This is a genomic window from Streptomyces sp. NPDC054956 (genome assembly GCF_053609185.1).
The window spans coordinates 1-16436 of sequence record NZ_JBSGXB010000021.1; the positions used below are offsets into that span (position 1 = coordinate 1).

General features: G+C 70.7%; 21 protein-coding genes. 15 read left to right on the forward strand and 6 right to left on the reverse strand.

Features of this window, described 5'->3' with window-relative positions; translation table 11 throughout:
* On the forward strand, positions 1–245 hold a 245-nt coding region (locus tag ACWGDE_RS06405), incomplete at its 5' end, for a hypothetical protein (RefSeq protein ID WP_453387832.1).
* A 162-nt stretch (positions 246–407) separates the two neighbouring features.
* On the opposite strand, the gene ACWGDE_RS06410 is transcribed toward ACWGDE_RS06405, so the two are convergent.
* The 3 genes from ACWGDE_RS06410 to ACWGDE_RS06420 form a co-directional block, all read right to left on the reverse strand.
* Positions 408–1616 (reverse strand): cytochrome P450 family protein, encoded by a 1209-nt coding sequence (locus ACWGDE_RS06410; RefSeq protein ID WP_453387833.1) that lies wholly within the window; start codon positions 1614–1616, stop codon positions 408–410.
* A 153-nt stretch (positions 1617–1769) separates the two neighbouring features.
* Positions 1770–2558 (reverse strand): SDR family oxidoreductase, encoded by a 789-nt coding sequence (locus tag ACWGDE_RS06415; protein ID WP_453387834.1) that lies wholly within the window; start codon positions 2556–2558, stop codon positions 1770–1772.
* A 101-nt stretch (positions 2559–2659) separates the two neighbouring features.
* Positions 2660–3235 carry a TetR/AcrR family transcriptional regulator gene (locus ACWGDE_RS06420; protein ID WP_453387835.1) on the reverse strand — a complete coding sequence of 192 codons (576 nt, stop codon included), beginning with the start codon at positions 3233–3235 and terminating at the stop codon, positions 2660–2662.
* 148 nt (positions 3236–3383) lie between these two features.
* Between ACWGDE_RS06420 and ACWGDE_RS06425 the strand changes: the two genes are divergently transcribed.
* Together ACWGDE_RS06425 and ACWGDE_RS06430 are read left to right on the forward strand one after the other, a co-directional pair.
* Positions 3384–4010 carry a TetR/AcrR family transcriptional regulator gene (locus ACWGDE_RS06425; protein WP_453387836.1) on the forward strand — a complete coding sequence of 209 codons (627 nt, stop codon included), beginning with the start codon at positions 3384–3386 and terminating at the stop codon, positions 4008–4010.
* A complete protein-coding gene (locus ACWGDE_RS06430; protein WP_453387837.1) occupies positions 4007–4450 on the forward strand; it encodes a PaaI family thioesterase in 444 nt (147 codons plus the stop codon). Before ACWGDE_RS06425 ends, ACWGDE_RS06430 begins: the two co-directional genes overlap by 4 nt.
* 14 nt (positions 4451–4464) lie before the next feature.
* Here the strand turns inward: ACWGDE_RS06430 and ACWGDE_RS06435 are convergent, their stop codons facing one another.
* Positions 4465–4641 (reverse strand): hypothetical protein, encoded by a 177-nt coding sequence (locus ACWGDE_RS06435; protein WP_453387838.1) that lies wholly within the window; start codon positions 4639–4641, stop codon positions 4465–4467.
* 296 nt (positions 4642–4937) lie between these two features.
* On the opposite strand from ACWGDE_RS06435, the gene ACWGDE_RS06440 reads away from it, so the two are divergent.
* The 3 genes from ACWGDE_RS06440 (at position 4938) to ACWGDE_RS06450 (ending at position 7184) form a co-directional block, all read left to right on the forward strand.
* Positions 4938–6596: a hypothetical protein gene (locus ACWGDE_RS06440; protein ID WP_453387839.1), complete on the forward strand. Its 1659-nt coding sequence runs from the start codon at positions 4938–4940 to the stop codon at positions 6594–6596.
* Between the two features lie 91 nt (positions 6597–6687).
* Positions 6688–6924 (forward strand): hypothetical protein, encoded by a 237-nt coding sequence (locus ACWGDE_RS06445; RefSeq protein ID WP_453387840.1) that lies wholly within the window; start codon positions 6688–6690, stop codon positions 6922–6924.
* The gene (locus ACWGDE_RS06450; protein ID WP_453387841.1) at positions 6924–7184 is read left to right on the forward strand and encodes a hypothetical protein; all 261 of its coding nucleotides are present in this window, start codon (positions 6924–6926) and stop codon (positions 7182–7184) included. The genes ACWGDE_RS06445 and ACWGDE_RS06450 overlap by 1 nt, the downstream gene beginning before the upstream one ends.
* A gap of 66 nt (positions 7185–7250) precedes the next feature.
* Here the strand turns inward: ACWGDE_RS06450 and ACWGDE_RS06455 are convergent, their stop codons facing one another.
* Positions 7251–8744: an IMP dehydrogenase gene (locus ACWGDE_RS06455; RefSeq protein WP_453387842.1), complete on the reverse strand. Its 1494-nt coding sequence runs from the start codon at positions 8742–8744 to the stop codon at positions 7251–7253.
* 382 nt (positions 8745–9126) lie between these two features.
* Between ACWGDE_RS06455 and ACWGDE_RS06460 the strand changes: the two genes are divergently transcribed.
* The 9 genes from ACWGDE_RS06460 to ACWGDE_RS06500 all read left to right on the forward strand — a co-directional run bounded on the left by ACWGDE_RS06460 (position 9127) and on the right by ACWGDE_RS06500 (position 15628).
* A complete protein-coding gene (locus tag ACWGDE_RS06460; RefSeq protein WP_453387843.1) occupies positions 9127–9597 on the forward strand; it encodes a DIP1984 family protein in 471 nt (156 codons plus the stop codon).
* A 383-nt stretch (positions 9598–9980) separates the two neighbouring features.
* Positions 9981–10454: a hypothetical protein gene (locus ACWGDE_RS06465; RefSeq protein WP_453387844.1), complete on the forward strand. Its 474-nt coding sequence runs from the start codon at positions 9981–9983 to the stop codon at positions 10452–10454.
* Positions 10455–10687: 233 nt separating this feature from the next.
* Positions 10688–11731, forward strand: a complete 1044-nt coding sequence (locus ACWGDE_RS06470) for a redoxin domain-containing protein (protein ID WP_453387845.1) — start codon at positions 10688–10690, stop codon at positions 11729–11731.
* Positions 11728–12348 carry a TetR/AcrR family transcriptional regulator gene (locus ACWGDE_RS06475; RefSeq protein ID WP_453387846.1) on the forward strand — a complete coding sequence of 207 codons (621 nt, stop codon included), beginning with the start codon at positions 11728–11730 and terminating at the stop codon, positions 12346–12348. The genes ACWGDE_RS06470 and ACWGDE_RS06475 overlap by 4 nt, the downstream gene beginning before the upstream one ends.
* A gap of 483 nt (positions 12349–12831) precedes the next feature.
* Entirely contained in the window at positions 12832–14103 is a 1272-nt protein-coding gene (locus tag ACWGDE_RS06480; protein ID WP_453387847.1) for a phospholipase D-like domain-containing protein, read from the forward strand.
* A 179-nt stretch (positions 14104–14282) separates the two neighbouring features.
* Entirely contained in the window at positions 14283–14498 is a 216-nt protein-coding gene (locus ACWGDE_RS06485) for a hypothetical protein (RefSeq protein ID WP_453387848.1), read from the forward strand.
* Positions 14495–14743: a hypothetical protein gene (locus tag ACWGDE_RS06490; protein ID WP_453387849.1), complete on the forward strand. Its 249-nt coding sequence runs from the start codon at positions 14495–14497 to the stop codon at positions 14741–14743. The genes ACWGDE_RS06485 and ACWGDE_RS06490 overlap by 4 nt, the downstream gene beginning before the upstream one ends.
* A gap of 63 nt (positions 14744–14806) precedes the next feature.
* Positions 14807–15097, forward strand: a complete 291-nt coding sequence (locus tag ACWGDE_RS06495; RefSeq protein ID WP_453387850.1) for a hypothetical protein — start codon at positions 14807–14809, stop codon at positions 15095–15097.
* Positions 15098–15229: 132 nt separating this feature from the next.
* Positions 15230–15628, forward strand: coding sequence for a hypothetical protein (locus ACWGDE_RS06500; RefSeq protein WP_453387851.1), 399 nt, complete (start codon positions 15230–15232; stop codon positions 15626–15628).
* An 81-nt stretch (positions 15629–15709) separates the two neighbouring features.
* Here the strand turns inward: ACWGDE_RS06500 and ACWGDE_RS06505 are convergent, their stop codons facing one another.
* Positions 15710–16117 (reverse strand): ribosomal protein L7/L12, encoded by a 408-nt coding sequence (locus ACWGDE_RS06505; protein WP_453387852.1) that lies wholly within the window; start codon positions 16115–16117, stop codon positions 15710–15712.
* Positions 16118–16436 lie beyond the last annotated feature (319 nt).

A 16436-nucleotide genomic window follows, 5' to 3' on the forward strand; every position in this document is an offset into this window, starting at 1 on the left:
CCCTCGCCGCGGAGGTGGACGCCCCGGGGCTCGAACCGACCGAGCGGGGCCTGCTGGTCATCCTCCGCCTGTCACACCCGCCCGACGCCGCCGAACAGGAGGCCCTGCGGGACGCGGGCGTGAACGACACCGGCACCGGCCGCACCATCGTGACGGCGACGCTGTCCCGCCAACAGGTCGAAACCCTCTCCCAGCAGCCCTGGGTCGTCTCCCTGGCCCTCTCGACGAAGCGCCGCCCGACCTGATCCGGAAGACACGCCCTGACCGCGGCGCGCCGTTCGCCCCGCTTGGCGGTGCGCCCGCCCGGGCGGACACGGCAAGGCCCGGCCGCCGGCGGCCCGACGGGGACGCACCCCGTTCAGGCCGCCGACGCAACCGCATCGCCCGACACGGGCGCCCGCAGGGGCTCACCAGCGCACGGGCAGCTCCCGTACGCCGCGGATCAGCATTCCGGGCACCCACGCCGGCGCCCCGCCCTCGGCATCACGGGCCAGGGTCGGGAAGCGCTTCAGCAGGGAGCGCAGCGCGATGCGGCCCTCCATGCGGGCCAGCGGCGCGCCCAGGCAGTGGTGCAGGCCGTGGCCGAAGGCGATGTGGCCGCGGGCGTCGCGACGGATGTCGAAGCGGCCCGCGTCCTCGAAGCGGGCCGGGTCGCGGTCCGCGTCGGCCATGGAGATCAGTACGGTGGCGCCCGCCGGGATCACCACCCCGCCCATCTCCACGTCCACCAGCGCGAGTCGCTCGGTGGAGTTCTCGACCGGGCCGTCGTAGCGCAGCATCTCCTCGAGCGCGCCGTCCAGCAGCCCGTCGAGGTCCGCGCGCAGGGCGGCGAGCTGCTCGGGGTGGTCGAACAGGGCGCGCAGGCCGTTGCCGATCATGTTGACGGTGGTCTCGTGCCCGGCGATGAGCAGCAGGACGCTCATCCCTATCAGCTCGGGCGCGGTGAGCCGGTCGCCGCCCTCGTCGACGGCGTGGATCATTCCGCTGAGCAGGTCCTCGCCTGGGGCGGCGCGCTTGGCCTCGATGAGCCCGGTCAGGTACTGGGGCATCTGCGCGTACGCGGCGGCCTCGGCCTCGGGGCCGGTCGGCGCGACCATCTCGTTGGACCAGGAGCGGAAGGCATCGCGGTCCAGCTCCGGAACGCCGAGCAGCTCGCAGATGACGGTCATCGGCAGCGGGAAGGCGAAGGCGTCGACCAGGCCGGTCCGGCGCCGGGGGTCGGCCTCCATCGCGTCGAGCAGTTCGTCGGTGATCTGCTGGATGCGCGGCGCGAGGGCCTCGATGCGGCGCGGGGTGAACTCGCGGGAGACCAGGCGGCGCAGCCGGGTGTGGTCCGGCGGGTCGGCCATCAGCATGTGCGCGAGCGCGGGGTGGTCCTGGTCGGCGTTGATGATCTGGCCGACGTTGCCGGAACGGCGCCAGTCCCGGCTCAGCCGTGGGTCGTTGAAGGCCGCGCGGCAGGCGTCGTGTCCGACGACCAGCCAGGTCTCGCGGCCGCCGGGTGCGCGCACCTGGTGGACGGGGCCCTGCTCACGGAGCTTGGCGTAAACGGGGTACGGGTCGCGGACGAAGTCCGGGCTGATGTCCAGTAATTCCACGATGGGCTGTTGCGTCATGTTCCATTCCCCCTGAATCGAGCATGTGTTGCGACGTTGTGTGGCGGTACGTCACTTGTCCACCATAGCCCCGGCCTTGCCGATCCGGCCGTTCCGGGAAGCGGCCTGCCGGCCCGGGCGCCCGCGTGTCAGGCACCCGGGCGCGGCCCGATCTCAGGCGGCCTTGAGGGTGCCCCCGTCGATGACGTGGTCCGCGCCGTGGATGCTCGCGGCGCGCTCCGACAGCAGGAAGGCGACCAGGTCGGCCACCTCCGCGGGCTCGGCGATGCGCCCCGAGGAGATGCCGAACTGCCCGGGCAGACCGGAGAGCAGGTCCCCGTGGCCCACTCCGAACGACGCGGCCACCTTGCCGCCGAAACCGTCCGGGTCGGTCCACAGCGGACTGGCGACGACACCGGGGGAGACGGTGTTGACGCGGACGCCGCGCGGCGCGAGCTCCTCGCTGAGCCGCTTCCCGAACAGGGTCAGCGCCGCCTTGGCCTCCGCGTAGCCGACCGGTGAACCGCCGGGCACGCGGGCGCTGATGGAGGAGATGTTCACGATCGCGCCCTTGCGTTCCAGGATGCTCGGCAACGCCGCCTTGGTGGTCCACACCGCGCTGAACAGGTTGAGATCGAAAATCCCCTGCCACTGGTCGTCGTCGACGTCCAGGAAGCCGGCGAGCGACAGGCCTTCCGGGTCGCCCGCCCCGACGTTGTTGACGAGGAAGTCGATGCCGCCGACCGCGGCCAGCGCCCGATCGACGACCGACCGCGCACCCTCGCGGGTGCTCAGGTCGACGGCCACGGTCGCGGCGGCGACCTTCTCCAGCTCGGGGGTGACGGTCCGGGCGGCGCCCACCACCCGGACACCCTCCGCGGCCAGGGCCTGAGCGATCGCGAGGCCGATGCCGCGACTGGCGCCGGTGACGAGAGCGGTCTTCCCGCTGATACCGAGTTCCATGACTTCCCCATTCGTGGTTCTGCGTTCTTGGATGACGGATTCTTGAACTGGAGGTCTAGAATTAGGGCGCAAAAAGCCCCCGCGGCACGAGGTGTCGTGCCTCAGAGGCCCGCCAGGGCCGTGTCGATGATCTGATGCAGGGCCGGCCGGTCGAACGTCTTGAGCATGACGCGCAGCCCGGCGAGGGTCGTGTGGAGGAACAGCGCATACGCCTTGGCGTCGACGCTCCGGTCGACGTCGCCGTCCCGCTGGCCTTGCTGGATGCGGGCGGTGAAGAGCTCGATGTTGCGCTCCTCCATGCGGTGCGCCGCGCGGGTGGCTTCCTGGTCCTGCCCGCCGAGTTCCTCGACCGTCTTCTGGGCGAGGCACCCGCGACGGGCGGGCCCGTCCAGGCTCATGTCCACGAGCATCACGAAGTGCGCGCGGATGCACTCCTTCGTGGTCCCCGGCCGGGCGAGGGACTCCTCGGTCGACTCCGAACACATCCGGCCGTAGAGGTCCAACACCTTGCCGAACAGCTCGCGCTTGGAACCGAAGGAGTGGTACAGGCTGCCCTTGGCCACTCCGGTCGCCTCGGCGAGGTCGGCGGGGGAGGTGCCGGCGTAACCCTTGGTCCAGAACGTCTCCATCGCCTGCGCGATGACCACGTCCGGTTCGAAGCCCTTCGGTCTGCCCATGCCGGCACTGTAGTGATTTTTTGACCTGTGGGTCAAGTACTCGCGGCGTGGCAGGTTCCTTCTTGCATGTTCTATGGCATACCGCATAGGTTACCGACAGGTAGCCCACCAGGTGGGCCGCGTTGTCGTCGGGAAGGCGGTGGAACCGGTGAGTCCGCGCAAGAGCGACAGCCGTGACCGGATGATCCTCAGCGCCGCCGTTCTCCTGCCGGAGTACGGGGCGAGCGGGACCAGCATCGACCGGGTGCTCGCCCACAGCGGAGCCCCTCGGGGTTCGGTGTACCACCACTTCCCCGGAGGGCGGACGCAGCTCATCGACGAGGCGGTGGCCCTGGCCGGGGACTTCATCGCGGGTCTGATCGACTCCATGACGCAGGCGGAGGATCCGCTCGATGCCATCGACGCGTTCTTCGTGCTGTGGCGCGACCGGCTCGTGGAGAGCGGCTACCGGGCCGGCTGCCCGATCGTGGCGGTGGCCGTGGAGAGCAACGACGACGCACCCCAGCTCGCCCGCTCCGCCGCCGCGGTCTTCGCCCGCTGGCAGGAGGCCTTCGCGGCGCTGTTCGTCCGGGAAGGTCTGAGCGAGGAACGCGGCCGGAGGCTGGGTTCCTTCGTCATCGCCGCGGTCGAAGGCGCGGTGATCATGTGCCGGGCCGAGCGGAGCACCGCCCCGATCGAGGCGGCCGCCGCCGAGATCCACGACCTCCTCCGGTACGCCCTGCGGGAGCGCCCCGAGGCGGCCGACCAGTACCCCATCCAAGGAGAACGACCGTGACCACCACCGACCTCGCCGCCCTGACCGGCCTGGAACTGATGCGCTGGGTGCAGACCGAACGCCCCGCCGACATCCCCTCCATCGGCCGACTGCTCGGCATGCGCTTCGACGAGGTCGAACACGGCCGCATCGTCATCTCCCTCGATACCCGCCCGGACTTCGCCAACCCCCTCGGCACCGTCCACGGAGGCATCGCCGCCACCCTCCTCGACTCCGCCATGGGCTGCGCGGTCCACACCACCCTCCCCGCCGGCACCGGCTACACCACCCTCGAACTCAAGGTCAACTACATCCGCGCGGCCCGTACCGACGGACAGGTACTCACCGCCGAGGGCACCGTCATCCACGCGGGCCGCCGCACCGCCACCGCCGAGGGCAAGGTCCTGGACGACCAGGGCAAGCTGATCGCCCACGCCACCACCACGTGCATGATCTTCTGAGGTCCTTCGCGCGCTCAACCGTCCCCGTCCCCTCCCTCCTCCTCGGGCCGGCTCGCAGGGCGTCGGCGCCGCCAGGCGCGCAGGGCCGCGGCCGACGCCGCGAGGACGGCCGCGGTCACCAGTTGTGAGGGCACTTCGGTCAACAGCCCTTGTGCCAGCAGGTCGATGGAATGCTGGAGTGAAGTGGGCATCGGCAGATCTCTCCAAGACGCAGGGGGGCGCCGCCTTCTGTCGGCGACCGATGATCGGCCGCCTTCGACGTTCGGCGGCGCTCCACAGCCTTCATCTGCTGAGATGGACGGGTCCAGTTGTCCGGGCGGGCGTCCGTACAAGCCCGAACAAGCCCGGTTGTCCGCTCAGGCGTCAGGGGGAAGAGTTGCCCAGGGGAGGACAGAGGAGGACCCGCCCGTGGGGGGTCCTGCGCGGCTCGACGGACGAAGCCAACAGGCTGGCACGGCTTCTCCGTACCTGGCTGGACGAGTCCGACATGCGGGTCGACGACGTCCTGTCCCAGCTGACTCCGGAACACTTCTCCAGCGGCAGGATCCCCAGCCGCACCACCGTGGCGGAACGCCTGGCAGGAGTCGGACTCGACTCCGATTTCGTCGAGGCGATCGCGGACGTCTGCTCGAGCAGCGAAACGGCACGACTCCACCGGATGGGCCAGGTCGGCTCCTTACGGGAGTACGGGGCCACGGCCGAACGCGAGCAGCGGAAGCAGGAGCCGCCGGGAGGACGTACTGACGACGGCGGCTCCGAGCTGGCCGCCGAACTGGTCGTCGTCCAGAAGAGATCCATCGAAGTCTCCGACAAGCTGATGCGCGCCATGGAACGAGCCACCGAGCTCGAACGGGAGCGCAACAGCGCGAACCACATGGTGCTGTTGCTCCTCACCATGGTGGAGAAGCTCCAACGGGACATCACGACGCTGGCACGCGAGCGGGACCGGCTCAGGACCACCGCGGCCGACGCCTCCTTGCGGCAGGTCCGCGCACGCCTCGTCCGGAGCGAGGAACAACGTACGACGGCCGAGTCCGAGCTGGAACGTGCCCGCGCGGAACGCCACAAGGCCGATCTCCTCGCCGAGGAAGCCGCGGACCAGGTGCGCATCCTCACCGAGGAACTCGAACGCCATCGAGGACGTTTCCCGGCGCATGAGACGGAAACCCGCGGAGCCATGACGGCTCCTCCTGCCCTGCGCGAGGCGCTGGACACCGATCCCGACGACATCGACGACGCCCTGGCGAAGGCCGCCCGCCACCTCGACGACAGAGCCCACCGCCTGGATCGCCTCGCCGACGAACTCCACCAGGACAGCTCCCCGGACGGCGAGGCGGACATCGAGGCGGACAACGAGGCGGACAACCCTCCCACCAGCGGCATCGTTCCGGACTACTGGGTCGGCGACGACCGCCCCGGCCAACCAGCCGGCCCACCGGCCGCCCACATTCCCGGGCTGGTCAGCGGCCTCCGGGGGAGGGGCCGCCACGGCGACGCCGTACAGCTCCTCAACGCCGTCGGACAGCTCAAGGACAGCACGGGGCTGCGGCAGGTTCTCACCGTCCTGCGCGAGGCGGGGCAGGAGTACGACGCGGACCTCGTTCTGGCGGCGGTGGGCCGCCTCAGGCTGTCGGCAGACGTGCCCGACGTACTCGCCCACCTCACCGAGCCCGACAGAATGCGGATTCTGGACGCCGCACACCGGGAGCGCCCGCTCCCGCAGGTCCCGTCGCTGATCGAGGCCCTGAGCGGTGCGAACCTTCATGAGGAAGCCAGTTACCTCTCGACGGCGCTCGGCGCCGGTCAGGAGGGTTCCGATCAGCACCGGTTCCACGACGCGCCACCCGGGGGGTACGACGACTCCGAACTGATGTTGGTTCTCGAGGAACGCGGGGGCGTATCCCTCGAACTCACCCGGCGGTCCACCTACGGCCTGGGCTTGACCACAGTGGTCCGCACAGTCGGTGGGGCGAGGAAGGAATCAGGTCTCCCCCTGTTCCCCTTGCGTGTCTTGAACTACTGCCTGAGCCCCAGTTCGGTCGGCCAGATAGCCCAAGGGTTGGGCCTTCCGTTCGGGTTCACCCAGAGCGTCGTGGAGGAACTGGTGGCGGCCGGGCAGCTCGTGATCGTCTCCGGGGCCGAATGAGGCGTGCCCCCGGGTTGGGCGAGACGGCAGCGCCCGGTGGCCGTCCGGCGCTACGGTGAACGCGCAGCCACACCACCGCCTGGAGCCCGCCATGAACGACCGCGAACACGACCAGCCGCCGGCCACCGAGCCCCGGGCGACCCCCGGAGGATCCGACTCCCTCCTCGCGTACGCCGCCCGCACCCGCGCGAAGGCGAACGACCTGGCCGCCTTCCTCGAGGACGTCGCCGTCAACGGAGTGCCGGGACCGGAGGCCACCACCCCGTGGGAACTCGTACGTGACCGTCGCCTGGCCGAGCTCGACGCCGAGCGAGGACACGTCGCCTGATGGGCCGGCACACCGGCCGCCGCGCCAGGATCACGTTCACCGACAGCGCCACTGACCAGATAAACAAACTGGGCCGCCAGGAGATCCACGCCCTGGACCGGGCCCTCGCCGCCCTCTCCGTCGACCCCACCATGGGCGACCCCATCCCCGGGTCCACCCCCGAACTCCACCGGTACGACGACGACCTCGAGGAGGTCACCGTCATCTACTACGTGACCGTGCTGCGCACCGTCGTCGTCGTGGCGTACGTAGAGGCCTGAACGAACCTCCCCCCAGCAGCCGCGGCCGAGTCGCCGGACACCGCGGCCGCTGGAGGGAGTACGGGGTCAGACCGTCGTCGGGGTGTCCCGCAGGGTGACGTTGGCGTGGCTCTCCTGGAAGCTCTGGTCCGAGACGAGGGTCAGCCTCGCCGTGGACTGGAACTCCGGCAGGGTGGTGGAGCCGCAGGAGACCATGGTGGTCTTGAGCTTGGCGACGGTCAGGGCGAGCCCTTCGTTGAGGTCGCCGGCGTAGGGGACGTAGCCGTCCACACCCTCCTCGAACACCAGCCCCTGGCCTCCCTGGCCGTAGCGCTGCCAGTTGCGGGCCCGGTTCGAGCCCTCACCCCAGTACTCCTTCACGAAGCCGTCGCGGGTGGGCAGCTTCGCGCCGGCCGCCTGGTCGAAGCGAGCGAAGTAACGCCCCATCATGACGAAGTCGGCACCCATCGCCAGCGCCAGGGCCACGTGGTAGTCGTGCACCAGGCCGCCGTCGGAGCAGATCGGTACGTACTCGCCGGTGCGTTCGCGGAACGCGTCCCGGGCCGCCGCGACGTCGAGCACGGCGCTGGCCTGGCCGCGGCCGATGCCCTTCTGGTCCCGGGTGATGCAGATGGAGCCGCCGCCCACCCCGACCTTGACGAAGTCCGCTCCCGCCTCGGCGAGGAACGTGAACGCCTCCCCGTCGACCACGTTGCCGCCGCCGACCGGGATCTCCGGATAGTGCTTCTTCACCCAGGACAGCGCCTGCGCCTGCCAGTCGCTGTAGCCGTCGGACGAGTCGAAGCAGAGCGCGTCCGCGCCGGCCTCGAGCAGGGCCGGGACGCGCTCCTGGTAGTCGTGGGTGTTGATGCCCGCGCCCACGCGCAGTCGCTTGGCGGCGTCGACGATCTGGTTCGGGAAGCGCTTGTTGTCCGCGTAGTCGGAACGGAACACCAGATGCTGCAGGTGGCCCTCGGCATCCAGTACGGGGAGGCAGTCCAGGCGTTCGTCCCACAGCCGGGCATTGGCTTCGGAGAGCGTGATGTCGGCCCCGGCATGGGCCAGTTCGGCGATGGCGGTCATCCGGCCGCTGACCGGTCCGTCCAGATCATGACGCTGGGGGTGGAAGTCCCGGGAGGTCACCAGGCCGAGCAGACGGCCGGTGGCGGTCCCGTCGTGGGTGACCGCGGCGGTGCTGTGACCGGTGCGGCGCATGACGTCGACCAGCAGGCCCAGGCTGTCCTCGGGGCGGACGTTGGTGTCGCTGGTGACGAACCCGGCCTTGAAGTTCTTCACCTTGCGGACCGCCGCGACCTGGTCCTGGATCGTCTGATTGTGGTGCAGGAAGCTGAGACCGCCGTTGCGGGCGAGCGCGATCGCGAGATCGGGCGTGCTGACGGCCTGCATGATCGCGGACGTGAACGGGGACTGCAGCTCGATCGCCGACGCCTCGCCCGCGATGTGCCGTACCAGGGGCGTGCGCAAGTCGACTGTCCCGGTCGAACAGTCGGTCCGAGTCCGGTTCGGCAAGAGCAGAAACTCGTTGAACGTCCGCGAGACCTCGGCGATGATCTGTGCCACTCGTTCCTCCTGACCCGTCGGCCGGGGCCCGACTGCCCCGCCGTGAGGGACCGCCCCCGTTCCGGGGCCCGGGCAGGCAGAGACCGGCACGGCAGTCGTGGAGGTGCCACCAACCGCGGCAGAGCCCTGACCGGCCCGTTGATCGAACGGGGGTACGGTCGTGACCAGGCATCTTATCGAATGGCCCGGCCACCGCACGAATCGTGGCCGCCGCAGGCAACCGCCCGGCCCGCCCCGGCCGTTGACCGGAGACAGCAGGTGCCTCGTCGTGGCTTGCCGAGCCTGCCGAGCAGGTCCGGTCCGTGGCGTGACGTAGGGTGATCGCCGTGGCGGTACCGCAGTACCGCACGACGGACGGCACCACGGGACGGGACCTACCACGATGAAGCTCGGCGAAGCACTGGCGGAGCGTGCGGAAGCGGTTCGCCGCGTCGAACAGCTGCGGGCCCGCATCGTGGCCAACGCCCGGCACCAAGAGGGCGAAACCCCCGCGGAGGACCCGGCAGGGCTGCTGGTCGAGGTCACCGAGACCCTCGACGCCCTGGAGTCGCTGATCCGGCGCATCAACCGGACCAACGCGGCCGTCGACATGGGCTCCGACGGCACCCTCACCGACGCCCTCGCCCGGCGCGACACCCTGCGCCTGCGCCACTCCGTGCTCACGGCGGCCGCCGACGCCGCCGCCGGCAGCGGGGACCGCGGCTACGGCCGCCAGCTGCGCTCCGAGCTGATGGTGCTCCCCGCGCTGCCCGTCGCCGAGCTGCGCGCCCGCGCCGACGACGCCGCCCGCAAGATCCGCGAGATCGACGTGCGCATCCAGCGCACCAACTGGGAGGCCGACCTCCTGGACTGAGACCCGCGATGTGGAGCAGGTAGTCGCTCCGGAGGCGTGCACAACCGAGGGCCGGCGGTTACCGGCCCGGCTGGCGCGCGGAGAGCAGCGCATCGGGTTCGACTCCCGAGACGACAGTGCAGCTCAGCAGCGTGACGAGTCACCGTGCATCGCGCACATTTCATCACCACGTGCAGATCCGGTCGTGACGAGGGCGGGTTCGGGGCATCCGCATCGCAGGACGGCGCCCGGACGGGGAGCGTGAGCTCCCGGTCCGGGCGCTGTGTCGTGCACGGGGAGGCGGGCAGTCGGAGTCAATCTGGAGACCTGTTGCCGAGTTCCGGAAGGCCTCGCCACCCCCGCCACCTCACCACCGAGACCGACAACCCGAGAGGAACCAACCCTTGACGTCCATATGGCCTTCGATCGTTGCCGTACTCGGTACCCTCGCCGGCGCCCTGACCGCCGGCCTGCTCCAGCACCGTTCGGCACGCAGCGCACGCGCGGAGGAGCGCGCCGACGCCCACAGCCGGCACCAGCTCGACGCCGTCACCGAGTTCGCGGCCGCCCTGGACGCTCACCGCTCGGCGATGTTCCATCGGGAGCGCCTGGCCCTGGCCGAGGCGGGGGCCGAGCAGCAGTTGGAGGCCCAGACGAGGTCCCACGACACCCGGGCGGCCATCACCGCGCCCCACATCCGCCTTCAGGTCCTGGTCCCCGAGCTGTCCGGCCCCGCCCAGCAGGCCGCGGATGCCACGTACGCCCTGCGCAAGGCCGTGGACCGGGCCGAGTTGGACGCCCGGCGGCATGAGGCCAAGGAGGCATCCGTCGCCTTCATCGCCGCGGCCGCCGGGCTGTTGAGCCCCGACAACCGCTGACCGAGGGCGACCGCTGACCGAGGACGACCGCGGCCGGAGCCCTGGCCGTCCGGTCGTCCCGCGCCTGTCCAGCCTCGGCGATGCCGAGCCCTCTCGCCTTCCGCTCCATGAACTCCCCACATCGGGCGACGAGTTGATCCGTAGCTCTCGTCCGTACAGTCTTGCCACACCGTCGATAACGTTGTTATTTTTTGAGCACAACGTTTCTTCGAAGCGTCACTGGGGGGTTGGGAATGGACGTCACGATCCTGGACGACGGTACGGAGACGGCCGTCGCCGCGCAGGTCGGCCCGGAGGGCCGGATCCTGCTGACGCCGGAGGCGGCCGAGCGGGCTCTGGGCTGGGTCCGCAAACCGCACGGCTGGTGCCGGGACGAGCTGTGCGTGCCCTCGTACGCCGCAGCCAAGGCCGAACACGAGGGCCTGCTCGACCCGGTGGCGTTCGCCGAGATCCTCGACCGCCCGGCGGCGACCGACACCGGAGTCGTGGCCATCGGCGTCTCGGCGCAGGAGCGTTCGCTGACGCTCGCCGGGACCACGGCCCCGGACTTCAGCCTGCCCGATGTCGACGGTGTCCGGCACGCGTTGAGCGATCTGCGCGGCCGCAAGGTCGCCCTGGTCTTCTGGGGTTCGTGGTGCGGCTGCCGCTACGACCTCCCCGAATGGGAGCGCCGGCATGCCGCTCTGGCCGAGCACGGCTTCAGTGTCCTCAGCGTCGCGGTGGACCGCCGGATCGCCGACGCGGCGCCGTGGATCGCCGAGGCGGCCGTCACTCACACCGCGCTCGTCGACACCGACGGCGCCGTCGCCGACCTCTACGACGTACTGAACGTCCCCACGGTCCTGTGGATCGACGAGGAAGGCCGCATCGTCCGCCCCCACGACACCCAGTTCGCGACCGACCTGTTCCGTGAACTGTCGGGCCTGGACTCCGGGGCGGCCCTCGCCGCACTCGACCGCTGGGTCCTCACCGGCGAGACGGGACTGTCGGCGGAGGACGTCGCCCTGCACACCCGCCGCGCCACGGCATCCCAGCAGTCGGCCCGCACCGAGGCGGCTCTCGGCCTCTGGCTGCACCGCAACGGCCGTACGGCCGAGGCCGAACGGCACTTCGCACGCGCCGAGCAGCTCGCACCGGAGGACCTCACCATCTGGCGCGGCACGATGCCGCTGCGCGGCGTGGACCCGATGGGCGACGAGTACTTCGCCAAGCGCACCGCGCTCACCGAGGCGGGCATACCGATCTACCGTCCCCTCGGCGACTGGCAGCCGACGTGACCGGCGACCTCTTCACCCGTACCCAGGCCCGCGGCCAGGAAGCGATCCGAGCCGCCCTGCTGGACCTCGCGGCCCAGCTCCTCGCCGCGGAAGGGCCGGCCGCGCTCACCATGCGCCGCATCGCCACCGCGGCCGGCTGCTCGACCACGGTCCTCTATCGCCACTTCGGCGCGAAGGACGGTATCGCCGAAGCCCTGTACCAGGAGGGCTTCGAACGCCTCCGCCACCGACTGGAGAGCGTCCCGGCCCACGACGACCCACCCGTGCGGCTGGCCGCCCTGGGCCGCGCGTACCGCGAGAACGCCCTGACCGAACGCAACCTGTACCAGGTGATGTTCGCCGGTCTCATCCCCGGCTTCACCCCCACCGAACGGGCCCGTTCCATCGCCACGGCAAGCCTCGAAGTCCTGCGCGAAGCCGTGCGCTCCTGCGCGGCGGCCGGGGTCTTCCGCCCGGACGTCGACGTCAACGAGGTGACGGACACCATCTGGGCGGCCGCCCACGGATCGATCAGCCTGGAGCTGGCCGGCCACTTCACCGCCGAAACCGCGGAGCTCCGGTACCAAACCCTCACCAGGGCAGCCGTATCCGCATTCCTGCAGGTGCCGGGAGCGTGACCTCACCCGTGGGGTGGCCGGAAGTCGACCGAGGCGAGTGAACAGGCGGCTACCTACTGGTAACTTGCACGGGTTGATCAAGGTCGGGGCCGTGGCCGACCACGCTCCCGGCCGGAGCCACCCCCCAGTTCAAGGAACCACATTGGCACGCACCGTCCGTACGACGGCCCTCGTCTCCACCTCGGCCCTCGCACTCGGCTTCTCCCTCCTCGGCGCCACCGGCGCCACCCCCGCGTCCGCCGCGGAGGCGCCCACACCGCACCTGGACTCGATCGAGCAGACCCTGCGTCAGGTCTCGCCGGGCCTGGAGGGCTCGGTCTGGGAACGCACCTCCGGCAACCGGCTCGGCTCCTCCACCCCCGGGGGCGCCGACTGGCTTCTCCAGACCCCCGGTTGCTGGGGCGACGCCGCGTGCACCGACCGGCCCGGATCTCGCCGCCTCCTGGAGAAGATGCGCCAGACATCGCCGCCGCCCGGCAAACGGTGGACATCTCGACGCTGGCGCCCTTCCCCAACGGCGGCTACCAGGAGGCGATCGTCGCGGGCCTCAAGGAATCCGCCCAGAAGGGCAACCGGCTCAAGGTCCGCGTCATGGTGGGCGCCGCACCCATCTACCACTCCACGGTGATCCCGTCGTCCTACCGGGACGAACTGCTCGCGAAGCTCGGTCCGGCCGCCGCGGCCAACATCACCCTCAACGTGGCCTCGATGACCACCTCGAAGACCGCGTTCTCCTGGAACCACTCCAAGTTGGTCGTGGTGGACGGCAGTTCGGTGATCACCGGCGGCATCAACAGCTGGAAGGACGACTACCTCGAGACCACGCACCCCGTCAGCGACGTCGACCTCGCGCTGTCCGGGCCCGCAGCGGGCTCCGCGGGCCGCTACCTGGACTCCCTGTGGGACTGGACCTGCCGCAACAAGAGCAACTGGGGCTCGGTCTGGTTCTCCGCCTCGTCCGGCGCGGACTGCATGCCCTCGCTGCCCCGCCCCGCGGCCCCGGAGGGCGGCGGGAACGTGCCCGCGCTCGCCGTGGGCGGCCTCGGCGTGGGCATCCGCCAGAGCGACCCCACCTCCTCCTTCCGCCCGGTCCTGCCCACGGCAGGCGACACCAAGTGCGGGATCGGGGTGTACGACAGGACCAACGCCGACCGGGACTACGACACGGTCAACCCGGAGGAGAGCGCCCTGCGCGCCCTGGTCTCCAGTGCGACCTCGCACATCGAGATATCCCAGCAGGACGTGCACGCCACCTGCCCGCCCCTGCCCCGCTACGACGTCCGCCTCTACGACGCCCTCGCCGCGAAGCTCGTCTCCGGCGTGAAGGTCCGCATCGTCGTGAGCGACCCGGCGAACCGCGGCACGATCGGCAGCGGCGGCTACTCGCAGATCAAGTCGCTCTCCGAGGTGAGCGACGCCCTGCGCGGCCGGGTGACGGCCCTGACCGGTGACGGCGGCCGGGCACGGACGGCCCTGTGCGAGAACCTCCAGCTGGCCACGTTCCGCGCCTCCGACCAGCCGACGTGGGCGGACGGCAAGCCGTACGCGCAGCACCACAAGCTCGTCTCGGTCGACGGATCGGCCTTCTACATCGGCTCCAAGAACCTGTACCCGTCCTGGCTGCAGGACTTCGGCTACGTGGTCGAGAGCCCGGCCGCGGCCGGACAGCTGAAGAGCGACCTGCTGGACCCGCAGTGGCGCTACTCCCAGGCCACCGCCACGTACGACTACGCCCGCGGCCTCTGCCAGGGCTGACGTCCCGCGCTGCCGGCCGGTCGGTCGCACGGCTCGCCTCCCTCATGGGGGGGGCGGGCCGGCGGCCCCGGCCGGCGCGAAGTCGCCTATCGTGTCTCCGGGCCTTGGGCTTGCCGGAAACGGGGATGCCGCCGAGGGGCTCGCGCTCCTACCCTGGCGGAGAGGAGCGGGGGAGAGTCATGGCGGAGAAGAAGCCGATGCAGCCGATCGCGGGGCTGTGGATTTCCGGCGTCGTCGGGGTGGTGTGGTGCGCCGTGCTCGCGTTCTGGGTGCTGGCCGTGCCGGAGCCGTTCGAGATGCCGGGCGGGCTGGCGCCGGTGATCCTGGCGGTCGGCGCGGTCGTACAGCTCGGCATGGCGGCCATGTACGCCGTACGGATGCGGCGCACCCGGTGACGGACCGCGAGCGGGTACCGGCCGACCACCGCGATCCGCAGACCTGGTACGCCCGGGGCATGGTCCTCCTCGCCCTGGGCGCGTTGCTGCGCCTGGTGGTGTGGGCGAACCGCCCGCCGCAACCGTGGCTCCTCCTCGACTTCCTCGACGGACTCGGTTACGCCCTCCTGGCTTCCGGCGCGCTGCTCTTCGCCCTCGGAGTGGTCCTGCGAGTGGTCCTGCGGGTGGCGCGCCGCCGCCGCTGACGTCCCGGGCCGTGCGCGCGATGCGCCGGCCTGCTCTCGCCCCGACGCCGATACGCTGAGCACATGAGGAGCGGGCAGCCGGACCTGGACGAGATCGAGGCGTGGTTCGCCGCGGTGGTCGAGGGGCGCACGAGCCGGGACGCGGCTGACCGGTGGGCCGGGCAATGGGCCGCCGACGACACGCTCGACTGGGACGAACTCTCCTGGTGGGCACTGAGCCTCCTCCACGGGATCGATCTGCGACCGGGTCCGGGAGAGCCGTACCTGCACGACGACGAGCAAGTACGGGGATGGCTGGAGGCCCTCCGCCGCCGCCGAGCAGGTCGGGGGCGACCTGAGGATGAGCCGAGTTGATCCTGCTGTTCCAGCAGGGATGCCCGCATCCAAACCTCCGAGGTGCCAGTCAGGCTCGCCCCCCCCCCGCATTCGCGATCGCCGGGCGGGAGTCCGTCCCCTGGCCCCACCCTTCGACGACCAGGAGTGCACATGTCGATCGAGCTCGACCACCCGGAGTTTCCCTACGAGGAGCCCCCTGGCCGGATCACCTGTCAGCAGAAGCCCTGGAACGGCGTCCTCGTAGCCTTGGACGGGATACCTCTCCAGCGCGGCGACAAGGTCACCTTTCACGTCACGGTCTGCAGTGATGCCCATGGGGACACCGCGGCCGCGGAGGACCGGGGCATCGTGAGCGTCACCTCCGACACCACCTCGGCCGCCTACACCATCCCCTGGGGCGGCGTTCTGGACACCGTCACCGAGGGGTCCATCGTCGCCTTCTACACCGTCGCTCCGGCCGACGGCAGCGCGCCATCGACCTCGGAGGCCGCCATCGTCCGCTACTCCCGTTTGCAGCCGGGCGGCGCCATCTGCGGTCCGGACGACTGAGCCGCGTTAGGCAGGCCTTGGCGGTGGGGCCTTCCTGGCGGAGAGGAGTCGCTGCCCCGAGCGGAGCCTGGGGTGTGTCCTTCAGGTCGAGTCGGCTGGTCGACCGGTCGCCCAGCAGGTCTCGAGGGACTCTGGGTCCATGAAATGCGCCTCGTTGGTGGGGAAGGCTCCCCGTCTGATGGTGCGGCCGCAGCAATCGCAGAGCAGTGTGATGCGGGCGTGGGCGCCTGCGTCCTCGAAGACCCGAACCGCCGAGTCGGCGCCCCCGCGGCCTCCGACCAGCGTGATTTCTACGGGTGCGCCGTCGAGCAGAAGTTTGCTGTTCCAGAGACTGAGGCCGGTTATGGTCCGTGCCGCACGGACTGCCTCCATTCTGCGGTCCCCTGCCTCTGTCAGCAGCACACGGAATCCTGGTTCCTCCACACACCCTCCCCGGCCTTCCACGACTTCTCCCGCAAGTGAATCACCACCGCAACTGCGGTGTGCCATGGGCGGGTCGGTTGCTTCGCGGCGGATGTCCTGAATTCAGCCTCAGGATTCTCGGCTCCTCTTCGTTCCGGACCCTAGGGTCGAGCTTCCAGTGGCGGGGCCGATTCGGCTCCCGCCGTCCAGAGATCGCCGAGGAGGGGATGAACCTCCCCATCGGCCGGGATGAAGGGGCTTCTTCACCTGGCAAGGCCTACCCCAGCGTGCCCACGTGACCCTGGCGGCCGCCTGGCTGGCGGCCCTGGCCCGGACGAGCCGGCCCCCGACCCCGGCGAGCGGGGTGCTGCCCGCCGGACCCGGTGATCGTAGATGCGTCCCGGAC